We start from the raw sequence: 20,575 nt of genomic DNA on the forward strand, positions 1-20,575 counted from the left end.
GGCCCGCGGCGCGCTTGGTTGCCAGATAGCCGTGGATGTCAGCAGCCCTCAAGCCCCAGGACGATTCTCACGGCGAGAAGAGCCTGCTGGGCGGCGCAGAGCGCGACGCGCGGGGCGAGAAGCGCCCCGGTCGCCCCGACGTCCGACGCGCCGTCGCCGCAGACGTAGAAGCGCCGGCTCACCCGCCTCGTGACGATCTCGCTCGCCGGGCCCGCGCCCGCCATGCCGTTGCCAGCGACGAGCACGGGACCCTCGGGCAGGGTGAGGAGCTCCTCGGCGAGAAGCGCCTTGGCCTCGGGGTCGTCGAAGGCCTCGCAGACGATGTCGCACCCCTCGAAGATCCCCCGGGCGTTCTCGGGCGTGACGCGGGTGCGCAGCGCACGCACGCGCGTGCCCGAGCCGATGGCGAGGAGCTGCTCGGCGAGCGCCTCGACCTTGGGACGGCCCAGATGCTCGCGGAAGTAGTGCTGACGGTTGAGGTTGCCCTCGTCAACCACGTCAAAGTCGGCGACAACGAGCTCGCCCACCCCGCTGCGCGCAAGCATGACGGCGATGTTGGAGCCGAGCCCGCCCGCCCCTGCGATCCCGATGCGCGCCGCGCGCAGGCGCTCCCGCGCCTCGTGCCCGATACGGCGCTCGAGGGCGTCGGGGAGAGCGTCCCCCACGACGGCACCGCCCCTCTCGACGTCCCTCTCCCCCGCCATCAGCCGCCTCCCACGAAGCGGACGACCTCGAGCGCGTCCTCGGCCGTCAGCCGGCGGACATCGAACTCGGCGCGGGGAAGAATCTCCCCGTTGAGCTCGCACGCCACGCGGGCACGCTCGTATCCCATCTGCTCCAGCACCTCGGCGACGGTCCGGCCGTCGGCCTCGGGCGCGGTCCTGCCGTTTATCTGTGCCATGGCAGCCCCCTATTCCAGGTCGAGGTCGATCGTGGTGCCCTCGAAGACCTTGTTCACCGTGCGGACGGCGCACATCTTGCCGCACATGGTGCAGGTCCCCTCCGTCGAGGCGGGCGAGGCCTCGTGGCGCGCACGGGCCGTGTCCGGGTCGAGCGCGTAGTCCCACATCTCGCCCCAGGCCAGGCGCCGCCGGGCGTCGCCCATGCGGTCGTCCGCCTCGCGCGCGCCGGGCACGCCCTTGGCGATGTCCGCCGCGTGCGCGGCAATCCGGGTGGCGATAAGACCGTCGAGTACGTCCTTTGCGTCGGGCAGGCAGAGGTGCTCGGCCGGCGTCACGTTGCAGAGGAAGTCTGCCCCGGCGCTCGCCGAGATGGCCCCGCCGATGGCCGCCGTGATGTGGTCGTAGCCCACGCCCACGTCCGTCACGAGCGGGCCGAGCACGTAGTACGGCGCGCCGTGGCAGAGGCGCTTCTCCATCGTCACGTTGGCGGCGATCTCGTTGATGGCCATGTGGCCCGGGCCCTCGATCATGACCTGCACTCCCGCGTCCCAGGCGCGCTTCGTGAGCTTGCCGAGCTCGATCATCTCGGCCGTCTCGGCGGCGTCGTTGGCGTCGAAGAGGCAGCCCGGCCGGCACGAGTCGCCCAGCGAGATGGTCACGTCGTACTCGTGGCAGATCTCGAGCACCTCGTCGTAGTGCTCGCAGAAGGGGTTCTCGTTGCCCGTGACCTCCATCCAGCCAAACAGCAGCGACCCGCCACGGCTGACGATGTTCATGAGGCGCCCGGTCTCCTTGAAGGTCTCGATCACGCGACGGTTGATGCCGCAGTGGATGGTGAGGAAGTCCACGCCGTCCTCCGCATGAGCGCGGACCGTGGCGAGAAGGTCCTCGGCGGTGAGCTCCACGAGCGGCTTCTCCATGTAGCCGATGGCGTCGTACATGGGGACGGTGCCCACCATGAGCGGCGTGCGCTCCACGAGCTGCTGCCGGAAGAAGCGGGTCTTGCCCGAGTTGGAAAGGTCCATGATGGCGTCCGCGCCGTACTTCTCGGCCGTCCCGACCTTCTCCCACTCCATGCTGGCGTCCGCCACGTCCCCGGAGATGCCGAGGTTGACGTTGACCTTGGTGGAGAGGCCCGTGCCCACGCCGCGCGGCACGAGGCCCTTCTCGAGATGGCGAACGTTGGCCGGGATGGCGATGCGCCCCGCCGCCACGCCCGCGCGGACGAACTCCGGGTCTCGGCGCTCCGCCTCCGCCACGGCGCGCATCTCGGGCGTGATCTGCCCGGCGCGGGCGTAGTCGAGCTGCGTGACGAGGTTCTTCTCGCCGCGCGGTGTCTGTCCGCCCAAGTTCTCTACAGCTGTGCTCATGCGCAAAACTCCCTCCGTTGGCATTACCCATGTCAGGTTCCTCGGGTCGGGGCGGGCGCGCCCCCTCTCAGCCTGCCGTCCTGCAAGCTCCCCGCGCTATGCGATTGTTCCGGCGGCGCGAAGTCCGCCTGCGGCAAGTATAGCGCTCCCCCAGGACGTGCGCTCGCGCAGGCAAAAGGTGGCCGCAGCGGGGCAAACGGCGTGTCGAGAAAAACTTTGGCCTTCTCGCTTGCACTGTGTATATGTGTGTATATATTGTACTTATCGAGTATACACGGTGGGCCCGCGGGAGACGTCCTGGCGGGCAAGCACGGAAGGATCGCAGCTTGGACATCATCATCTCGAACTCGAGCGGCAAGCCCATCTACGAGCAGATCACGGACCAGATCAAGGCCGCGATCGTCAAGGGCGAGCTCGCCGAGGGCGAGCAGCTCCCCAGCATCAGGGCCCTCGCCAACAGCCTGCGCGTGAGCGCCATCACCACCAAGCGCGCCTACGCGGACCTGGAGGCAACGGGGCTCATCGAGACGGTGCAGGGCAAGGGCAGCTTCGTCGCCGGCGGAAACGCCGACCTCATCCGCGAGGAGCAGATGAGGGAGGTCGAGGGGCTTCTCGCCAAGGCCGTCGAGCGCGGGCGGGCCTGCGGCCTCACCGACGCCGAGCTCACCGAGATGCTCGCCCTCGTACTGGAATGATGTGCAGGGGGCCATCCCCTTGCACGGGAAGGACGTCACCATGAGCGCACTCATCGAGGCGAAGGGCCTCACCAAGCACTACGAGGGGTTCTCCCTCGAAAACGTCAACCTCGCCGTGGAGGAGGGCGAGGTCGTGGGATTCATCGGCCAGAACGGCGCCGGCAAGTCAACCACCATCAAGGCCCTTCTCGGCCTCTTCCCCACCGACGGCGGCACCTCGAGCGTGCTCGGCGTTTCCAGCGAAGAGCTCTCTCGCGCGTCCGGCGCGGCAGTGAAGGAGCAGGTCGGCGTGGTCTTTGACGCGATCTCGCTCCCGGAGCACCTCAAGGTCGCCGACGTGGGACGCATCTACGAGCGCACCTACGCCACCTGGGACGCGCACCGCTTCGAGCGTCTGACCGCAGATTTTGGTCTGGACGCCAAGAAGACGGTGAAGGAGCTCTCGCGCGGCATGGGCATGAAGCTCTCCCTGGCCTGCGCCCTCGCGCACGACCCGCAGGTCCTCATCCTCGACGAGGCCACGGCCGGCCTCGACCCGATGGCGCGCGACGAGGCGCTCGATCGCCTGCGCGACTTCGTGGCGCGCCCCGGCCGCGCGATCCTCATGAGCAGCCACATCACGAGCGACCTCGAGCGCATCGCCGACCGCATCGTCTGCATCGACGCCGGGCGCATCGTCTTCGACCTGCCCAAGGACGTCATAACCGACGAAATGGGAGTCGCGCGCTGCCGCGTGGCCGACCTCGAGAAGATCGCGGACGCGGGCATCATCTCCGACGCCGAGCTGCGCTACCTGCGCCACGACTACGGCATCGACGTGCTCGTTCCCGACCGCTTTGCCTTTGCGGAGAGCTTCCCGGAGATCCCGGTCGACCGCATGACCATAGACGACTACATGACCCTCACCCTGAAGGGCGGCGTCCGATAATGAGGCGCGCGTTCCTCCTTGAGATGACGGTCTTTCGCGACTACGCACGGCAGCTCGTGGGCCTGGGGCTTCTCGTGAGTCTGTGCATCGGCCTTGGCATGCAGACGCCACTCGCAATGCCGGTGACGCTCACCTGCATGTTCTTCATGATGAGCGCGATGGGCCTGGCCGCCTACGACCAGCTCAACCACTGGGAGCTCTTCCGGCTGACGCTGCCGCTCTCCCGCCGCGACGTGGTGCTCGGCCGCTATGCCGCCATCGTGGCGTTTGGCCTGCTCGGCATGGTCGTGGGCCTCGTTGCGGCGCTCGCGGCGACTGCCGTCGTCTCGGCGGTGGGCCTGCCCGGCGAAGTCGGCGAGGCGTTCGCCTTTGACCCGAACATGCTCTCCGTCATGGCTGTCGTCACCTGCTTCACCCTGCTCATTGGCTCCGTGGTGGCGAGCATCGTGACGCCACTCTACTTCCGCTTGGGCCAGACGCGCGCCACGCAGATCCTGCCCACGGTGATCGTGCTTCTCTTCGTGGTGCCCGTGGTCATCCTCGGCAACAGCGGCATGCTGGACGGCGGCATCCCGGGCATGGAGCTCGTCTCCGCCGCGCTCGAGGCGCTCGACACGCCGGCCGGCATGGCCGTGGGCTGCGTGGTTCTTATCGCCCTGTCCGCCGTGGCGCTCGCGATCTCCGCCGCCGTCTCGCTCAAGCTCTACGAGAGGCGCGAGCTCTAGGGCTAGCGAGAAGAATAGATGCGTCCCCAAGGTACGGGCTTCGTAAGCATCGCCCTGGCTGCCCCCGGCGCGCCGTGGCGCGTCCTAGACTGAGGGCGCTATCGCCAATTGGATTGGAACACGCATGCCCTTCTCGCCAGCAGACATCCTGGAAACCGCACGCCCATGGATCGTCGCATGGGGCGTGCCCGTTGCCTACCTTGTCCTGTGCGTCGCAATGAACCGCGTGAGCAAACGGCTCGATCCGCCGATTCCTGGCGAGATTTCCGCAACCGCCGACGTCCCCGAGCTGCACCCGGTGCTGCTCGGCGCGCTGCGCTGCCACGAGGAGAGCGAGCTCTCCAACAAGGGCAACGCCTACGAAGTCGCCCTCGCAGCGGTCGTTCGCATGCTGGGACACGGAGCCGCGACCTTCACGGCGCGCGGCCACGCAACGGGCGTTATTTCGACGTCCGACGAGGACGAGGACGCGGGGCCCATTGTCACAAAAAAGCGCCGCAGGGACCAATTCAACCTCAAGGAGAGGCTGATTCACTCCTACGGCGCTCACCTGCGCCTCGCGGTCGAGGCAGCTGGACTGAGCCGCTACGACCTTGACGCGCTCGAGATTGTCATGCCACCGGACACCGTGAACGCGAACGTTGAGGAGCTCTGCAAGCACGCGAGAAACGCCGATCAGTACCCTCAGCTGGGCTGCTTCCTCAAGGGTTACGCAGACGACCTCTGCTCGGCGGGGCTCGCCCATAGACCAAACCCGCTCGTCTACCTTGTATTCAACCCTCTCGTCAGCATACTCGCCTGCCTCTGGTGCGTGTTCGGGCCGGCCGCCGCGCTCACCGACCCAAGCCCCGCACTCGCAGGTGTGTCGGTTGTCCTGATCGTTGCGGTCATGATCTTTCGTGCATTCTTCGTTGACCTGGGGCTGAGGCTCACTCCGGCGGGCTGCCAGGTGCTCGCCCATGCGTCAGCGAACGTCAGCTGGGCCGCGACGGCGCGCAACGGCGACGCGTCCTTGGTACGGGAGCTCGCTGACGAGCAAGTTGCCGACCTGCTTGCGGTCCTTCTCGCCATGGGTCGCCGAGACCTGGCAGGCGACCTGGCCGATCAGCTCGTTTACGTGAAGGGGGAGGGCGATCCGGACGCGCGCGGCACGTCCATGGCAGAGAGCTTCTGCGCGCGGCGGCGCTACATAGACGCCTCAACTATGAGGCAGGACCTCTCCCCTGTCGACCTGCTGATCAAACAGACTGACGATATGGTCGACAGCATGAGCTAGGCCGTGGCGTCAGCGCGCGAGCGTCGCGCGGCCACGGGGCGTGGCGACGAGCACGTGCTCGAGGGCGCCGGAGCCGTGGAGCGGGGCGCCGCAGGTCACGACCTCGCGGGCCAGCGCCGCGTCGGCAACCACGCTGCCGGCGACGAGGTCCGCACCCGCCTCCAGCACCGGCGCGCAGATCGTGGCCGAGGGGCCCACGACGCAGGTGAGCGCGTCGCGCGCGAGCTCGAGCAGCCGGGGCATGGTCTTGTTGGCGAGCGTCATGCCCGTCATGACGACGAGGTCCGCGCCCGGAAGCAGGTACTCGCAGGCAGTGTCCGGCAGGTCCGTGTCCGCGCGGGCGGTGCGCTCCAGCACGGCAACGTCCGCGTGCTCCGCGATGGCCGCGAGGTGCGGGAAGTGGCCGACCACCACCGTGCGGGGACGCGAGCCGTCGTTCTTCTCCGCCGCCACGCGCGCTGCGACCGGGACGAGAAACACAAACGGGTCCGTGCTCTCCGCATCCTTGATCAGGCCCAGCGCGTCCAGACGCTCGCGCTGGTTGTGCCAGGCGTTGAGCGCCGCGACGCCCACCGACGCCACCTCGAAGTCCCACGACTTTGCGCAGGCAGCAAGCTCGCGCAGCGGCCTGTCTGACCAGCCGCGCCCCATGCGCAGGCGCGCACCGCCGCGATGGAGCGCCGCCACGCCCGTCCCGCACTCGGCCTCGACAAGGCAGTGGTGAGCGCCCATGGCCACGTGCCGCACGAGGACGTCCTCAGGAATCTGGGCAATCATCTGATCGTAGAGCGACCACGCATCTGTCATCATTTCCTCCAGGTCTAGTTGTCGTGGTTTGGCGGTTGGAGACGACATGCTGTTCATTCTCACCGGAGACATCCGGACGGGCAAGACCACGTGGCTCGAGGCACGCGTTCGCGAGCTCGAGGCGGCGGGCGTGCCCGTGCGCGGCGCACTCGCGCCCGGCGTGTGGCGCGACGGCGAGAAGGTTGGGATCGAGAACGTGCTCTTGCCCACACGCGAGCGCGTTCTTCTTGCCACGCCGGTCAGGCATGGGTGCTCGGCCGGCCTAGGCTGGGAGTTTGACGCCACGGCGCTCGCGCGCGTGAACGAGCACCTGGCTGGACTGTCGTCTGACTCGGGGGGCGCTCCCGGCCTTCTCGTCATCGATGAGATTGGCCCCCTTGAGCTGCGGCGCGGCAGCGGTCTCACCGAGGGGCTCGCCCTTCTTGCTGCCGGGCCCACTCCCACCTGGCCGAACGCCCTCGTGGTCGTGCGCTCTTCGCTCGCCGAGGAGGCTGCCGCTCACCTGAGCCCCGCTTGGCACTCCGTCGAGCTCATCCGGCCGGATGAGGCCGGTGCGGAGCGCCTTCGAGGTGCCATTCTCTAGAGCGGCTTGTCAGGCCCGCCTAAAATTAACGGGCACAGGTCGACCTCAGAGAAACTGCCAACTGGGAAAACGAAGTCCCCGACAGCAAAATGAAGTCACCTGTGCCCGTTATTTTTGCCCCTCGCCGGATACTACTCCCGCACGGCGCCGCGCATCAGGGCGTCGTACTCCTCGTCCGTGAGGTCGTGACCGTAGAAGAGCTGGTAGTACTCCCCCACCACGTCGCGCAGGTCGTCGTCAAAGCGGTCCGGGTAGCACAGGCGCGCGTACCACTGCAGGCCAATGATCTGGTTGACAGACGCCGGCATGGAGATCCAGTTGTACGGCACGCTCGGCGCGCGGAAGTAGTTGCCGGACTTGATAGCCGTCATCTCCGCCCAGGCGGGATCGTCGCCAACGGTGTCATAAATCGAGTCGCCAACAAAGACGATGAGCTCGGGGTCCCAGAGCGCAATCTGCTCGAGACCGATCTCGTTGCCCTTGCCGCTGGACGACGGGTTGTCCACCACCACGACGTTCTCGGAGCACAGGTCAATGATGCCGGACTGGAAGCCGCCGCGCGCCATCGCGTTGGTGCCCGTGTCACCGAGCAGGTACGCCGCGCGCGGGCGCTCGTCCTCGGGGACCTCCGCCACGACGGACTCCACCTCGGCAACGGCGTCGCGGCAGTACTCCGCGAGCTCAGCGGCCTTCTCGGAATTCAGGATGTCCGCAAGCTGGTCGTAGAGGTCAGCGTAGCTGTGGAGGTCGGTCGAGTCGATGTGCACGCACGGGATGCCAATCTGGTCCTGCAGCGTGTCCAGCTCCTCGGTGAGCGAGTCCTTGGCCTCACCGATGTCGATGATCAGCTGCGGGTCCGCCGCGGCCACCGCCTCACGGTTGAAGTCGCCCTTGCCACCGTAAATCTGACCAAAGACGGGCAGGTCAGCCAGGTCCTCGCCCAGATAGGCAAGCTGCTCGTCCGTGAGCTCGCCGGAGAGGCCGACCATCTTCTCGGGCGCCACCGTGAGCAGCACCTGCTGCGCCACCGGCCCGGACGCCGCGATGCGCTCGACCTCGGCAGGGATCTCCACCTCGCGCCCGAGCGAATCCGTAACCACGCGCGTGGTCGCCTGCTCCTCCGCGGGCTGCTGCTCGGACTGCTGCGCGGCCGGCTCGCCGCCACACGCCCCAAGCGACACCGCCACCGCAAGCGCCGCAAGCGCCGACAAGAACGTTCTTCTCCTCATCTCTTCCCCCTTCCCGATGTTACGAAGGGACTGTCCCCTCGTAACATTTCCGTAGGTACGCAGGCGCGCACCTTATCGTCATAAAGTGAGCTGACCTCCACGGGCAGACCGTAGAGCTCGCTCAGGAGCGGCCCCGTGATGACGTCGGCCGGGGAGCCGCACGCGCGCACGCGCCCGTTGTCAAGCGCAAGAACCGTATCCGCGTAGAGATACGCCAAGTCGGGCGCGTGCGTGGACGCGATCACCGAGAGCCCCTCGCTCGCCAGGCGACGCACCACCGCCATCACGCGCGCCGTGTTGCCAAAGTCAAGCGCGCTCGTGGGCTCGTCCATCACAATCGAGCGCGCGTTCTGCGCGATGGCGCGGGCGATAAGGACAAGCTGCCGCTCACCGCCCGAGACCTGCATGAAGCTTCGGTGCGCGAGGTGCGCCACGCCCACGCGCTCGAGCGCCTCCTCGGCGCGGGCACGGTCGGACGCGGCGGGCGCGCGCAGCGGCCCCAGGCGTGACGCCGCGCTCATGAGCACCACGTCGAGCACCTCGTAGTCAAAGACCTGTGCGTGGCTCTGGGGCACAAAGGCCATCTCGCGGGCGCGCTCGGCCACGGAGAGCTCGTCGAGCGGCCGGCCGTTCACGAGGATGGTCCCCGCGCGCGGGCGCTCGAGGCCCAGGATGCAGCGGAAGAGCGTGGTCTTGCCCACGCCGTTGGGCCCGAGCACGCACGCGAGCTCGCCGTCCGCAACGGAGAGGTCAACGCCTTCGAGAACCGCATGGTCGCCGTAGGAGAAGCTGAGGCCGGTAATTTCAAAGCTCATGTCAGCCGCGCCCCCTCTCGCCCGCCGCGTGGCCGGAGCGCCAGGTTCTTCTCGCCCGCATCAGCCGCGCCCCCTCTTCACGATGAGCCACAGGAAGAACGGCGCGCCCACCACGGACGTGAGGATGCCGATGGGAATCTCTGCCGTGAGCGCAAGGCGCGCGATGTCGTCCACCACCAGCAGAAACGTCGCGCCCGCGAGCATGCTGGCCGGCAGGAGGTGCCGGTAGTCGCTGCCCACGAGGCCACGCGCAAGGTGCGGCACCACGAGTCCCACCCAGCCGATGAGTCCCGAGACCGCCACGCTCGCAGCGGTCACAAGGGCCGAGAAGAGCACGGCCACGGCGCGCACGCGCGGGGCGTTGACGCCCATGGAGAGCGCCTCGTCGTCGGACATCGTGAGGACGTTGAGGTGCCAGCGCATGGCCATGAGGCCGGCAAGGCCAATCGCGATGGGCGCGGCCGCCAGCGCGAGGTCCGCCGCCTTGGCGCCGCTGAAGGAGCCGAGCAGCCAGAACGTGATGGCCTGCAGCTGGTTGGACGGGTCGGCGACAAGCTTGGTGTAAGAGACGCCGGCCTCAAAGAGCGACTTCACCATGATTCCGGCGAGCACCGTCACAAGGATGCGGTTGCCGCGCGCCCGCCCGCTCACCAGAAGGACGATGCCCACGGCAATGAGCGAGGTCACAAAGGCCGAGGTAGAAATCGCAAGCGAGCCCGCGCCGGCAAGGATGGCCACGCACGCGCCCAGCGCCGCGCCCTGAGAGGCGCCGAGAAAATCCGGCGAGACGAGCGGGTTCTGGAAGATGCCCTGAAAGGCCGCGCCAGCCGCCGAGAGGCTCGCGCCCACGAGAATCACGAGTAGGATGCGCGGCAGGCGCACGTTGAAGAAGAGCGTCTCCTGCTGCGCGGAGAAGTCGCCGAGGCCGGGTGCCACGCGCGAGGCAAGCAGCTCGAGCGCGTCTGCCGGGCCGATGGGATAGCGCCCCAGCGCCAAAGATACGAGCACGGCGGCAACCAGCAGCACGCCGAGAAGGGCGATGACGCGGCCGGAATGCCTGCGCAGGGCGGCGCTCATGCTCGCTCGCCCTTCCCCGGCCCCTCGCCGCGTCGCTCGGCGCGACGGCGGACGAGCTGCGCCGTGATGGCAAGCGCGATCTCCGATGGCGTGACGGCACCGATGGCCAGGCCAATGGGCATGGCAACGGCGTCGATGCGCTCTTGCGGCACGCCGGCAGCGGCGAGATGCTCGCGCGCGAGGGCGGCCTTGCGGCGACTGCCAATGCAGCCCACGTAGGCGGGCTGGATGTCGCGGGTCAGCACGGCGAGAAGAACCGTCTCGTCGTAGGCGTGCCCGTGCGTGAGAACGACGACGGAGTCGTACGGGGCAATGGTGGCGCTTGCAGCAAGCTCGTCAAACGAGCCGCAGGTCACGGACGCTGCCTGCGGCAGGCGCTCGCACGTGGCAAGCTCCGGGCGGTCGTCGTAGACGTGGACCTCAAATCCCGCGGCGGCGGCAAGCCCCACCAGGGCCGCACCCACATGCCCGGCGCCAAAGACGTGCAGGCGGCTCGTCGCGGAGGCGGTCTCGCGGTAGGTCATTGTCGTCTCGTCCCAGCTGGGGTGAGCGGGGCACGGCGCTGCGGAAAGGGTCAGCGTTGGCGCAGCTGGGCTGTCCCAGCGCTCCTCCACGGACACGGCCTCCCCGCGCTCGAGCGCATCTCGCACGGAAAGAAGAATGGGCAGGTCGTCGGCTGTGAGCGTGCGGACGGCGAGTAGGGCGTCCCCACCGCAGGCCATCGCGTCGCCAGTGTGGTACCACTCGAGGACGGGCGCGGAGCCAGCCTGAGCCGCGCGAGCGCGCTCGATGGCGAGCTGCTCGATCGCTCCCCCGCCAACGGTGCCGATGAGCTGGCCGTCCGCCGTCACGGCAAGGCGCGCGCCCTCGTGGCGCGGCATCGACCCGCTTGTGGCGAGCAGGCTCGCCAGCCCAACGTGGCGGCCGACGGCGAGCTCGGCCACAAGCGCGGAGACGAAGCCCGCGTCCGAGAACGAGCCGTTTAGGGGCGGCGTGTGGACGGTTTTCTCGGTAGAAACGTCCGGAACCTGCCCGCTAGTGGCTGCGGGCGGCGTGCGGACGGTTTCGGCGCCGGAAACGTCCGGAACCCGCCCGTTCTTCTCGGCAAGCACACCAGAGAGGGCGAGAATGGCCTCCAAAACGCCACCGCCCACAGCGAGCGCCTTGTCAGACGAGCTCTTGATGTACTCCGGGTGGCAGCGCGGGTCAACGTCACCGGACTTCATGCCCTTGCGCACGGGAACGCCCGCCTGCAGGAGCCCCCGCACCACGCCGTCGATAGTGGCGCGCATGGGCTCGCCGGCCACCGTGGCGCACACGTCACCGGCCGCCACCTGCGCGCCGATCTCCACGCACGGCTCGAAGACGCCGTCCGCCGGCGCGCGCATCACACGCTCCCCCGCGTAGCCACCGATGAGCCCGGGCACCGCCGTATTGGGGATCGGAGAGCCCTCGTAGTAAACGCGCCCCAGGTAGTGGCCGCGCATCGTCTCCACAGCGGCGTCGCAGTCCTCGCGCGCGGTGAATCCGGGCCCCACGCCGATCACAATGGGTGCCATGTCGCGCGCGGTGCCGAGGTTGCGCTTGGCCAGGATGGCGTCAACCAGCACGTCCGGCGCGAGGCCGCGCACGCAGGAGGCCTCCGGGTCCACGAGCACAGCAACGTTGCCCGCGGCCACGACGGCACGCGCCGCAGCGGCGTCCGCGCAGAGCACACCGCGCACGTCCTCCACGCGGACTTCTCCCAGGCGGATGGCTTCCGAGAAGCACACGGTGCGCCGGATGGACGTGGGCACCGCGAGGTCGCACATCACGACCTGCATGCCCGCGCGGTACAGGCGCAGGGCGATGCCCGAGGCAATGTCCCCTGCTCCTCGAATCACGACCAACATCTGAGAAACCCCCTCTTCAGCGTTATATTTTTGAAAATGTAACGCTGTACGTCATTCTAGGTCTTTCTTCTGGTTAGTATACCTCACAAAAAGTTTGGCCCTTTCGCAATGCGGCGAGCGGCCCGACTGCCAACCCCAGCGGTTGCCCTGCCCCGCCAAGCGGCGCTGCCTGGAGGGTATGTACACTATTGCAGTTTTGATGTGCTTCTCGCAACGCCCTGACCTGCGGTTCTTCTCGCCGGTCTGCCGAGAAAGACTTTAAACTGTGTACATACCCCAACGCGCAGTCACCCCGCGGCAATCTCGCGGACCGCGGCGGCTGCCACATCAACCTCTTCTTCCGTGTTAAACCAGCCGCAGCTCAGTCGAACAATGCCCCGCCGCTCGGTCCCCAGGGCGCGATGCATGAGCGGCGCGCAGTGAGCACCGGCGCGACAGGCTATCCCCCAGCCCGCGGACAGCGCGTCGGCAACCTCGGCGGAGTCCAGGCCGTCCACGTTGAGCGCCACGATGGAGCCGCAGCGCTCGGGCGCCACAGGCCAGCCGCCGTAGACCGTCACGCCCGGCACGTCGCGCACACCCTCCCACAGTCGCCGCGCCAGCTCGTGCTCGCGAGCGCCCACCGCCGCGGGCCCACCGTTCTTCTCGATAAACGCTATTCCGGCAGCTAGGCCCGCAAGGCCGTGCGCGTTGAGCGTCCCCGCCTCCATGCGCGTGGGCCACTCCTGCGGATGTCGGCGCTCAAATGAGTGCACGCCGGAGCCGCCCTCGGCCCACGGCCGCATGCCTATGCCCTCTGCCACCGCCATGCCACCCGTACCCTGCGGACCCATGATGCCCTTGTGCCCGGTGAAGCACACCACGTCAATGTCCATGGCAGTCATGTCCAGCGGCACGGCTCCGGCGGTCTGCGAGGCGTCTACCAGCACAAGAGCGCCCGCGGCATGCGCGATCTTGGCCACGCGGGCCACGTCCACGAGGTTGCCCGTCACGTTGGAGCCGTGCGTCACCGCCACAAGGCGCGTGCCCGGCGTGACCAGGCGCTCAAGCTCCTCCATGTTGAGAAACCCGTGCGCGTCGCAGCCGGCGTAGGCAACCTCAACCCCCCGCTCGTCCGCAAGGCGCGCGAGCGGGCGCAGCACGGAATTGTGCTCGAGCACCGTGGTCACCACACGGTCCCCCGGCCCCACCAGCCCGGACAGCGCCGCGTTGAGGGCAGCGGTGGAGTTTGCCGAGAAGCACACGTGGTCGGCGCGCGGACAGCCCAGAAGAGCCGCCACCGCCTCGCGGCAGCGCAGCACCACGCGCCCCGCGTCGAGCGCGCCCGCCGAGGCCCCGCGGCCCGCGTTGCCAAGCGAGCCCATCGCCTCCACGACGGCGTCCACGACCTCCTGCGGCTTGCGCATCGTCGTCGCCGCGTTATCGAGATAGATCATCGACCCCACGTCCTTCTCGCAAATGTTACGAAGGGACTGTCCCTTCGTAACAACGGAACTCGAGGAGCTCGATCACGGTCATGGCCTCCACGGGCACGCCGTCGGCGGCCAGCGCGGCAGCCAGCTCCTCGCGAGCCTCCGGCGCCGTCTTCCACGCCAGACCGCAGCCAGCGGAGATCTCGCCGGGCACCGGGATCATCCGCCCACCCAGGCCGCGCCGCTCGCAGCACTCCTCACATGACATCGCAGCCGCCGTGGTGGGAAACGTCACCACCAGAGACGGCACCCGCACGCGCGCCATCGCCCGTCGCCCGCCGGCCCTACGGCCTCACCACGAGGCTCGCGCCGGTGAGCCGCTGCGCGATCACGTACATGTTGGTGACCTCGCCCACGGCCAGCGTGTCCGCAATGCCGTAGTGGTCGAGGCAGGTGCCGCAGGTGAGCACCTCCACGCCGGAGGCCGCAAGGCCGCGCAGGTCCTCGAGCGCCGCCGAGCCCTCGCAGCTGAGATGCGCGCCGCCGTTGTAGAGCAGCACGCAGGCCGGCAGCTCGTCGAGCTGCGTGAGCGAGTAGACGAAGCTCCCCATGAGCTTCTTGCCGAGGACGTCGTCGCCGACGCCCATGCACTCGGAGGTGATCGCCACCACCACGTTCTTGCGCGCAGCTGCCGCGCCCGGCACCGGCACCTCGCACGTAGCCGACTCCGCCTCTGCGTCGCTCACGCCCAGCGCCACGGACGTGGTCACGGTCACGCGCCACTCCTTCTCGCCCAACCGCTCGCTCGCCACCGTGCAGCCCTTGCCCTCGCCCATGCGCGTGAGGTTCTGCACCGCGATCTCGTTGTCCACAAGGGTCTCCACGCTGCCCGGGCCCGCGAGCGCGCCCAGCGCCTTGAGGGTTCGCACCACGGGGATGGGGCACGCCTCGCCCCGCGCGTCAATCGTGAGCACCGTCTCTGCCATGTTGTCTCCCATCCGGCCCGTCCGGGCCTCGCTCAGCGGGCGAGAAGAACCTCAACCCGCGTCTCGTACAGCCTACTCCAGCTCCTGCGCCACGAGCGCTGCGCCAATGGCGCCGGCGAAGCGCGCCTCCGGGCATGTGCTCACGCGCGCGCCGAGCTTCTCGCCCAGCAGCTCGACCACTAGCTCGTTGTCGCAGAGCCCGCCCGTGAGATAGTACGGCGTCGCGCCACCCGCAGACCCCACGAGCGTTGCCACGCGGCCAACAACGCTCTCGATCACGCCGCGCGCGATGTTCTCCCGCGGCTCCCCGCGGCCCACGAGGCTGATGACCTCGCTTTCCGCAAACACGGTGCACATGCTCGTGATCTGCGTCGGCTCGCCCGCGCGCGCCAGCGCCGAGAGCTCGCCGTGGGACACGCCCAGACGATCCGCCATGATCTCCAGAAACCGACCGGTTCCCGCCGCGCACTTGTCGTTCATCACAAACTTGGCCACGCGAGCGCCGCGCAGGCGAATCACCTTGGTGTCCTGGCCGCCCACGTCGATCACGGTGCCGTCGGCCCCAAAGAGCCACGCGGCGCCGCGGCCGTGGCAGGTGATCTCGGTCACAACCTTGTCCGCATACGGCACCGCCACGCGTCCGTAGCCCGTTGCCACCACGCGCGTGCCGAACGCGGAAAAGGGGCTGTCTCCCTTCCACGTCTCGAGCGCTGCGCGAGCGCGCCCGGCAGCATCCACGCTGGAGAAGCCCGTGGGCATGAGCTCGGTGCGCACGAGCTTACCGCCCGCATCCACCACGGCGACCTTCGTGGCCGTGGAGCCGATGTCAACGCCTATGCCCAGGCGCCCAGCCGGCACGTCCTTCTCGCCTCCCTACAGCGTCTCAATGAACGCGGCGATGCGCGTCTCGAGCTGACCCATATCACCGGCGGAGTAGTCGGTCTCCACCTTCATGTACGGGATGCCGGCGCCCTCAACGGCGCGCTCCACGCGCGCGGACTCAACGTTGAAGGTGTGGCACGCCGTGAGCACGCACTCGATCACGCCGTCCACCTGGTACTTCTTGGCCATCTCGAGCGTTGCGGCAAAGCGGTCGTCGTTGGGGGTCATGACGGAGCAGTTGATCTTGAGGTAGCGCTCGGCAATGGCCCGCAGGATGTCTGGCGCGTCCTCGTCCACCATGAAGCGGTTGGTTCGCTCGCCAGAGCAGTCGTCCTCGCAGACCACCACGCCGCCGTTCTTCTCGATGGTGGCGCCCACCTTGTTGATGACGCCGCCTACGGGACAGCCGGTGATGAGGATACGCTTGGCGGACGCGCTGATGGGACTGCCGCCCGCCTCGGCCTCCGCACGGCGCTGCTCGCACAGGCGCTCGAGGCTCTCCACGTACGCGCGCACGTCAAAGTTGAACGTGCCCGCAAACATCGTGCTCATGAGCTCAACGCCGCTCATCGCGGGCGGCACGCTCCGCTGCAGGTCGTAGAGGGCCAGAATCGCGCGGCGCAGGCGGTTGCGCAGACGCGCGGCCTCGCGCAGGGAGTCATCGGTGATCTGGATGCCGTAGAGACGCTCGAGTGCCTGCTTGAGGCCAACGACCTCCTGGTACCAGCCCTCGCGCTCGTGCTCGCGCGAGCGCCCCTGCGGCAGGTGCAGCACGTAGGTGGGCTTGAGCTCGTTCAGCAGCTCGTACATCTTCTTCTTGCCGTCACAGGTGGTCTCGCCCACGATGAGGTCACTGAAGTGCGTAAACGGGCACTTCTGCGAGTACGCAAAGCCGTAGGTCGACTTGATGAGCGGGCAGAGGTTGGCCGGCAGGACCTCCTCGGCCGCGGGGATGACCTCGTCGGAGGTGCCGCAGAGTCCCACGCCGGAGGCCCCCGCGGCGTCGATGACCTCAAGCGGCGTGTAGCTGCAGAGGTATCCCACCAGACGGCCGCCCGCCTGCTTGAAGTCCTTCACCTTGAGGAAGCTCTGGCGGCGCTGCTCGTTGAACTCCTCGAACGTGCGCGGGAGCTCGAGTGCGGTGGTCGTGGACATGTCCCCTCCTTGAGCGACAACGTTTGCCGAAAATCGGTTAGGCACCCAAACAAAGAGTAATGCAGCGTTGTATTTTGAAAACTACAATGCGCCGAACGGTAGGATATCCTCGAGGAGGAGAGACATGGCACTGGCAGAGCCCCTGGGCGTTGGGCCCGGCGTGACATCGGTCGTGGGCAGCGGCGGCAAGACGTCGCTCCTCGCGGCACTTGCGCGTGAGCTGCCGGGCACGGTCGTGCTCACCACCACAACGCACATCCTGCCGTTTGCCGGCGTGCCGCTGCTGGTCTCGCCCAGCGCCGATGAGGTTGCTGCGGCCCTTGCCACCTCGCGCGTGGTCTGCGTGGGGTCGTACGGCGAGAAGAACAAGCTCGTGGCGCCTGAGCTGGGCATTGATGCGCTGGCGTCCCTCGCCGACCACGTGCTCGTGGAGGCCGACGGCGCCCGGCGGCTCCCCCTCAAGGCGCACGCCGCCTGGGAGCCCGTGATTCCGCCGTGCACCGCGCGCACGATCCTCGTGCTGGGCGCGCTCGGGCTCGGACGGCCCGTTGCCGAGAAGGTCCATCGCCCGGAGATCTTCTGCGAGCTGGCCGACTGCAAGCCGGAGGACGTCGCCACGCCGGAGCTCGTCGCGCGGGCGGCCAACGCCGAGGGCCTCGGTGACGTGGCGCTTGTCAACCAGGCGGACGCGGCGGCGGGGGCGGCACGCGAGCTCGAGGCCCTTCTCGCCATACCGGCACTTGTGGGCAGCGTCCAGACCGGCTGGGCCCGCCGACTCTAGCGCCAGACCTCGCCGCACCCCCGTTGTCCGTGGAGAGCCGGGGCCCGCTCGCACCCCCTTGGTTTTGGGCAAAACGTTTGATGCAAAACGGCAAACGCGGCGAAAGGAACGCCCTTCTTGCCAGCAACAACTGGGCAAACGCGAGTCCGCCCCGCCGCCCGGCAGCCGTCACAGCCCCGCGACATAAAACATTTGCCCCAAAACTCGCAAAAAGGCCCCGGAGGCGGCACCCTCGGGAGCGCAGAGGGGCGAGAAACCCAAAACCCAGCCCCTTTGGACAAGGGCGACGGGCCGGAGGCAACGTGACGGCCAACTCCGACGCCCGTCACAACCGCTAGACTGTGAAAAGGGGATGGCCCTTTTCCACACCGGGAGGCGACCATGTATCGAGCGCTCATCGTCGAGGACGACCCGGCCGCCGCGGACGTCCTGCGCGCACACCTCGCCCGCTTTGGGGCGGAGCGCGGCGCGGAGTTTTCCGTTGAGGCGCTCTCCTCCGCCCTTGAGTTTCTCGAGCGTCGCCCCACGGCCGACATCGTGTTTCTCGACATAGGGCTTCCCGGCATCAGCGGCATGGAGGCCGCCGAGGTCATGCGCCAGACGGACACCGTGACGCCCATCATCTTTGTGACCGATCTCGCCCAGTACGCCGTGCGCGGCTACCAGGTGGACGCGCTCGACTTCATGGTCAAGCCCGTGGAGTACGAGGACTTCTCCCTGCGCATGGGCCGCGCGATGCGCGTGATAGAGCGCAACGCAGAGCGCACGGTTGCCGTCCCCACCGCCGACGGCGTTCGCGTGGTCGCCCAGCGCGACATCATCTACGTGGAGATCTTTCGGCACGACCTCTGCTGGCACGTCACGGGCGAGTCGGAGCCGCTGCACGCGCGCGGCACGCTCACGGCCGTGGCAGAGGGGCTCGGCAGCGAGCGCTTCTGCCGCATCTCCGCGAGCTACCTCGTCAACATGGGTCAGCTTCGGCTCATTCGGAGCGAGTCCGTGGTGATGAGCAACGGGGACGAGCTGCCCATCTCGCGTCGACGCCGCAAGGACGCGCTCGACGCGCTGACCCGCTACGTGGGCGGGAGCATCTGATGGGCGCGGCGGGCAATACGGCGCTGACCCTCGCCGGGCTCCCCTACGACCTCATCAGCATCCTCGCGCTCTCGGCGAGAATGGCGGTGGGCATCGCACTCTTCTCCTGGCAGCTGCCGCACCGAAGGGGCTTTGCCCGCCGCCTCACGTTGCTGCTGGCCCTCTGGGCGGCGGGTGTTGCGCTCTTCGTGGCGGCGGGCCTGCACGTGGGAGACCCCTCCCCCGTTGGCTCGGCGCTGCTGCAGCTCGCGCTCTTCTCGATGGTCCTCGTGGGCTGCACCGTGGGCGTGTACGCACTCTTTGAGACGAGCGTGTGGGTGGCGCTCTTCTGCTCCACGGCGGGCTACACCGCGCAAAACCTTGCCTCCGGTACCGGCGAGCTGGTCTTTTCCCTGCTCCCGCTCCTTGGCGTCAACCCGCGCGATCCCATGGTCGCCCTTGTCACGTGGGGGCTGAGCGCCGTGGCCGTCTTTGTGCCGTGCTACCTGCTCGTGGGCAGAAAGATCAGCAGCGAGGGGCTCTCGCAGGTTGAGGACCGCTCGATGCTCGCCATGATGGCGGTGGTGTCGCTTGTGGTCATTGGGTTTGACCTCACGATCAAGCTGCTCGGCGAGCAGGGCCTCGCGCTGGGGTACGTGGTGGTGCTGCGGCTCTTTCACGCGCTCGCGTGCGTCTTCACCCTTGCGATGGAGTACGTCCTGCTCTACCGGCGGCACCTCGAGCAGGACATGGCGGCTACCGAGCGCCTGCTTGCCGAGCGCGAGCGGCAGTACCAGATGAGCCGCGAGAACATCGAGGCCATCAACATCAAGTGCCACGACATCAAGCACCAGATTCGCTCGCTCGCCGGCGGGGGCGCCGCGGTTGACGCCCGCGTGCTCGACGACATCGAGCGCGAGGTGAGCGTGTACGACTCCGCGGTCAAGACGGGAAACGAGGCCCTGGACACCATCCTCACCGAGAAGAGCCTCGTCTGCGAGCAGCGCGGCATCACCCTTACGTGCATCGCCGACGGAAGCGCATTGGCGGGGATGGCGCCCGCTGACCTCTACGCGCTCTTTGGCAACGCGCTCGACAACGCCATCGAGGCCGTGAGCAGGCTCGACGACCCGGCACGGCGCTCCATCTCGCTCACCGTGCGCGCCATCGTGGGCGTGGCAGCCATCCACGTGGAGAACTACTGCGACGATACGCTGGTCATGGGTGCCGACGGCCTGCCCGAGACCACCAAGGCGGACCGTGCCAATCACGGTTATGGCACGCGCTCCATGCGCCAGATTGCCGAGCGCTACGGGGGCTCCTTCTCGGCCGTGGCCGAAGGCGGGGCCTTCATGCTGGACGTGATGATCCCACTGGCGTAGGGGCCGACGGGGCCCACGCCCCCCTCGGCCCACGCTCCCGCCGCCGCGCCCAGCCCCGCACGCACCCACCGCCGCGCCTGGCCACGCACGCACCCCCCCGGTTTTGGGCAAAAAGTTTGATGCAAAACGGCAAACGCGGCGAAAGGAACGCCCTTCTCGCCAGCAACAACTGGGCAAACGCGAGTCCGCCCCGCCGCCCGGCAGCCGTCACAGCCCCGCGACATAAAACATTTGCCCCAAAACTCGAAAAAGGTCCCGGAAAGGGCATCCGGGCAAGCGCAGGAAGGCGAGAAACCCAAAACCTCTCAAAACGGTGCAAGAAGCACGCACCGCAGAGCCTGAAGCGACTTCTTGGAGCTTCAGGCCGCAAAGAGACCTCTCCCGTCGATTACTCAACAGGTCACCATGATCGAGATTTGGGCCTTCGTGTAGCGCCGGGCGGCCGCGTGAGGGAATCTGGGCCTTCGTGTAGCGCTCAAATTGGGCAAATGCTTGGTTTGCGGAGCGAGACAGGGAGCCTTGGAAGAGAAAGGCCAGTTAGCGAGAACGACAACCCCGCGTGCACCTCAGAAAAGACGCTACACGAAGCGGCAGATTCCCTCAC

The 20,575-nt window shown here is 68.0% G+C and carries 21 protein-coding genes and 1 riboswitch; of the genes, 8 read left to right on the plus strand and 13 right to left on the minus strand.

Annotated elements, in window-relative coordinates:
* Positions 1–38: 38 nt before the first annotated feature.
* The 3 genes from thiF to thiC form a co-directional block, all read right to left on the minus strand.
* Complete coding sequence (gene thiF, locus QUW25_RS00265) at positions 39–704, minus strand: sulfur carrier protein ThiS adenylyltransferase ThiF (RefSeq protein ID WP_289510231.1); 666 nt, start codon at positions 702–704, stop codon at positions 39–41.
* Positions 704–901: a sulfur carrier protein ThiS gene (gene thiS, locus QUW25_RS00270; RefSeq protein ID WP_087226084.1), complete on the minus strand. Its 198-nt coding sequence runs from the start codon at positions 899–901 to the stop codon at positions 704–706. Before thiS ends, thiF begins: the two co-directional genes overlap by 1 nt.
* Before the next feature lie 9 nt (positions 902–910).
* Positions 911–2,272 carry a phosphomethylpyrimidine synthase ThiC gene (gene thiC / locus QUW25_RS00275; RefSeq protein WP_289510232.1) on the minus strand — a complete coding sequence of 454 codons (1,362 nt, stop codon included), beginning with the start codon at positions 2,270–2,272 and terminating at the stop codon, positions 911–913.
* Positions 2,264–2,376, minus strand: a riboswitch (TPP riboswitch). It overlaps the preceding gene by 9 nt.
* A 222-nt stretch (positions 2,377–2,598) precedes the next feature.
* Here thiC and QUW25_RS00280 point away from each other — a divergent pair.
* The 4 genes from QUW25_RS00280 to QUW25_RS00295 all read left to right on the plus strand — a co-directional run bounded on the left by QUW25_RS00280 (position 2,599) and on the right by QUW25_RS00295 (position 5,896).
* Positions 2,599–2,967, plus strand: a complete 369-nt coding sequence (locus tag QUW25_RS00280) for a GntR family transcriptional regulator (protein WP_289510233.1) — start codon at positions 2,599–2,601, stop codon at positions 2,965–2,967.
* Between the two features lie 40 nt (positions 2,968–3,007).
* Positions 3,008–3,895 carry an ABC transporter ATP-binding protein gene (locus QUW25_RS00285; RefSeq protein ID WP_289510234.1) on the plus strand — a complete coding sequence of 296 codons (888 nt, stop codon included), beginning with the start codon at positions 3,008–3,010 and terminating at the stop codon, positions 3,893–3,895.
* Positions 3,895–4,620 carry an ABC-2 transporter permease gene (locus QUW25_RS00290; RefSeq protein WP_289510235.1) on the plus strand — a complete coding sequence of 242 codons (726 nt, stop codon included), beginning with the start codon at positions 3,895–3,897 and terminating at the stop codon, positions 4,618–4,620. Before QUW25_RS00285 ends, QUW25_RS00290 begins: the two co-directional genes overlap by 1 nt.
* Before the next feature lie 124 nt (positions 4,621–4,744).
* Positions 4,745–5,896, plus strand: a complete 1,152-nt coding sequence (locus QUW25_RS00295; RefSeq protein ID WP_289510236.1) for a hypothetical protein — start codon at positions 4,745–4,747, stop codon at positions 5,894–5,896.
* A 9-nt stretch (positions 5,897–5,905) separates the two neighbouring features.
* Here the strand turns inward: QUW25_RS00295 and QUW25_RS00300 are convergent, their stop codons facing one another.
* On the minus strand, positions 5,906–6,703 hold the full coding sequence (locus QUW25_RS00300; protein WP_289510237.1) for a Rossmann-like domain-containing protein: 798 nt from the start codon (positions 6,701–6,703) through the stop codon (positions 5,906–5,908).
* A gap of 46 nt (positions 6,704–6,749) precedes the next feature.
* Between QUW25_RS00300 and QUW25_RS00305 the strand changes: the two genes are divergently transcribed.
* Positions 6,750–7,286 carry a nucleoside-triphosphatase gene (locus QUW25_RS00305; protein WP_289510238.1) on the plus strand — a complete coding sequence of 179 codons (537 nt, stop codon included), beginning with the start codon at positions 6,750–6,752 and terminating at the stop codon, positions 7,284–7,286.
* Positions 7,287–7,417: 131 nt separating this feature from the next.
* On the opposite strand, the gene QUW25_RS00310 is transcribed toward QUW25_RS00305, so the two are convergent.
* From QUW25_RS00310 to QUW25_RS00350, 9 genes are all read right to left on the minus strand, one after another.
* A complete protein-coding gene (locus QUW25_RS00310) occupies positions 7,418–8,515 on the minus strand; it encodes an ABC transporter substrate-binding protein (RefSeq protein ID WP_289510239.1) in 1,098 nt (365 codons plus the stop codon).
* Positions 8,512–9,330, minus strand: a complete 819-nt coding sequence (locus QUW25_RS00315) for an ABC transporter ATP-binding protein (RefSeq protein WP_289510240.1) — start codon at positions 9,328–9,330, stop codon at positions 8,512–8,514. Before QUW25_RS00315 ends, QUW25_RS00310 begins: the two co-directional genes overlap by 4 nt.
* Before the next feature lie 60 nt (positions 9,331–9,390).
* Positions 9,391–10,407, minus strand: coding sequence for a FecCD family ABC transporter permease (locus tag QUW25_RS00320; RefSeq protein ID WP_289510241.1), 1,017 nt, complete (start codon positions 10,405–10,407; stop codon positions 9,391–9,393).
* Positions 10,404–12,290: a selenium-dependent molybdenum cofactor biosynthesis protein YqeB gene (gene yqeB, locus QUW25_RS00325; protein WP_289510242.1), complete on the minus strand. Its 1,887-nt coding sequence runs from the start codon at positions 12,288–12,290 to the stop codon at positions 10,404–10,406. The genes QUW25_RS00320 and yqeB overlap by 4 nt, the downstream gene beginning before the upstream one ends.
* Before the next feature lie 296 nt (positions 12,291–12,586).
* Positions 12,587–13,735 carry an aminotransferase class V-fold PLP-dependent enzyme gene (locus tag QUW25_RS00330; RefSeq protein ID WP_289510243.1) on the minus strand — a complete coding sequence of 383 codons (1,149 nt, stop codon included), beginning with the start codon at positions 13,733–13,735 and terminating at the stop codon, positions 12,587–12,589.
* Positions 13,736–13,760: 25 nt separating this feature from the next.
* A complete protein-coding gene (locus tag QUW25_RS00335) occupies positions 13,761–14,036 on the minus strand; it encodes a DUF3343 domain-containing protein (protein WP_289510244.1) in 276 nt (91 codons plus the stop codon).
* Between the two features lie 19 nt (positions 14,037–14,055).
* The gene (gene yedF / locus QUW25_RS00340) at positions 14,056–14,697 is read right to left on the minus strand and encodes a sulfurtransferase-like selenium metabolism protein YedF (RefSeq protein WP_289510245.1); all 642 of its coding nucleotides are present in this window, start codon (positions 14,695–14,697) and stop codon (positions 14,056–14,058) included.
* 72 nt (positions 14,698–14,769) lie between these two features.
* A complete protein-coding gene (locus tag QUW25_RS00345; RefSeq protein ID WP_289510246.1) occupies positions 14,770–15,555 on the minus strand; it encodes an acyl-CoA dehydratase activase in 786 nt (261 codons plus the stop codon).
* 15 nt (positions 15,556–15,570) lie between these two features.
* A complete protein-coding gene (locus QUW25_RS00350; protein WP_289510247.1) occupies positions 15,571–16,734 on the minus strand; it encodes a double-cubane-cluster-containing anaerobic reductase in 1,164 nt (387 codons plus the stop codon).
* 124 nt (positions 16,735–16,858) lie between these two features.
* On the opposite strand from QUW25_RS00350, the gene yqeC reads away from it, so the two are divergent.
* The 3 genes from yqeC to QUW25_RS00365 all read left to right on the plus strand — a co-directional run bounded on the left by yqeC (position 16,859) and on the right by QUW25_RS00365 (position 19,971).
* The gene (yqeC, locus tag QUW25_RS00355; RefSeq protein ID WP_289510248.1) at positions 16,859–17,515 is read left to right on the plus strand and encodes a selenium cofactor biosynthesis protein YqeC; all 657 of its coding nucleotides are present in this window, start codon (positions 16,859–16,861) and stop codon (positions 17,513–17,515) included.
* A 381-nt stretch (positions 17,516–17,896) separates the two neighbouring features.
* A complete protein-coding gene (locus QUW25_RS00360; RefSeq protein WP_289510249.1) occupies positions 17,897–18,610 on the plus strand; it encodes a LytR/AlgR family response regulator transcription factor in 714 nt (237 codons plus the stop codon).
* On the plus strand, positions 18,610–19,971 hold the full coding sequence (locus QUW25_RS00365) for an ATP-binding protein (RefSeq protein ID WP_289510250.1): 1,362 nt from the start codon (positions 18,610–18,612) through the stop codon (positions 19,969–19,971). Before QUW25_RS00360 ends, QUW25_RS00365 begins: the two co-directional genes overlap by 1 nt.
* Positions 19,972–20,575 lie beyond the last annotated feature (604 nt).

The organism is Thermophilibacter provencensis (assembly GCF_030372065.1).
GTDB classification, from domain to species: Bacteria; Actinomycetota; Coriobacteriia; order Coriobacteriales; family Atopobiaceae; genus Thermophilibacter; species Thermophilibacter provencensis_A.

Coding starts and splice junctions, on each gene's coding strand:
- thiF (WP_289510231.1), bottom strand. CDS start 704: ATGGCGGGGGAGAGGGACGTCGAGAGGGGCGGTGCCGTCGTGGGGGAC.
- thiS (WP_087226084.1), bottom strand. CDS start 901: ATGGCACAGATAAACGGCAGGACCGCGCCCGAGGCCGACGGCCGGACC.
- thiC (WP_289510232.1), bottom strand. CDS start 2,272: ATGAGCACAGCTGTAGAGAACTTGGGCGGACAGACACCGCGCGGCGAG.
- QUW25_RS00285 (WP_289510234.1), top strand. CDS start 3,008: ATGAGCGCACTCATCGAGGCGAAGGGCCTCACCAAGCACTACGAGGGG.
- QUW25_RS00290 (WP_289510235.1), top strand. CDS start 3,895: ATGAGGCGCGCGTTCCTCCTTGAGATGACGGTCTTTCGCGACTACGCA.
- QUW25_RS00295 (WP_289510236.1), top strand. CDS start 4,745: ATGCCCTTCTCGCCAGCAGACATCCTGGAAACCGCACGCCCATGGATC.
- QUW25_RS00300 (WP_289510237.1), bottom strand. CDS start 6,703: ATGACAGATGCGTGGTCGCTCTACGATCAGATGATTGCCCAGATTCCT.
- QUW25_RS00305 (WP_289510238.1), top strand. CDS start 6,750: ATGCTGTTCATTCTCACCGGAGACATCCGGACGGGCAAGACCACGTGG.
- QUW25_RS00310 (WP_289510239.1), bottom strand. CDS start 8,515: ATGAGGAGAAGAACGTTCTTGTCGGCGCTTGCGGCGCTTGCGGTGGCG.
- QUW25_RS00315 (WP_289510240.1), bottom strand. CDS start 9,330: ATGAGCTTTGAAATTACCGGCCTCAGCTTCTCCTACGGCGACCATGCG.
- QUW25_RS00320 (WP_289510241.1), bottom strand. CDS start 10,407: ATGAGCGCCGCCCTGCGCAGGCATTCCGGCCGCGTCATCGCCCTTCTC.
- QUW25_RS00330 (WP_289510243.1), bottom strand. CDS start 13,735: ATGATCTATCTCGATAACGCGGCGACGACGATGCGCAAGCCGCAGGAG.
- QUW25_RS00335 (WP_289510244.1), bottom strand. CDS start 14,036: ATGGCGCGCGTGCGGGTGCCGTCTCTGGTGGTGACGTTTCCCACCACG.
- yedF (WP_289510245.1), bottom strand. CDS start 14,697: ATGGCAGAGACGGTGCTCACGATTGACGCGCGGGGCGAGGCGTGCCCC.
- QUW25_RS00350 (WP_289510247.1), bottom strand. CDS start 16,734: ATGTCCACGACCACCGCACTCGAGCTCCCGCGCACGTTCGAGGAGTTC.
- yqeC (WP_289510248.1), top strand. CDS start 16,859: ATGGCACTGGCAGAGCCCCTGGGCGTTGGGCCCGGCGTGACATCGGTC.
- QUW25_RS00360 (WP_289510249.1), top strand. CDS start 17,897: ATGTATCGAGCGCTCATCGTCGAGGACGACCCGGCCGCCGCGGACGTC.
- QUW25_RS00365 (WP_289510250.1), top strand. CDS start 18,610: ATGGGCGCGGCGGGCAATACGGCGCTGACCCTCGCCGGGCTCCCCTAC.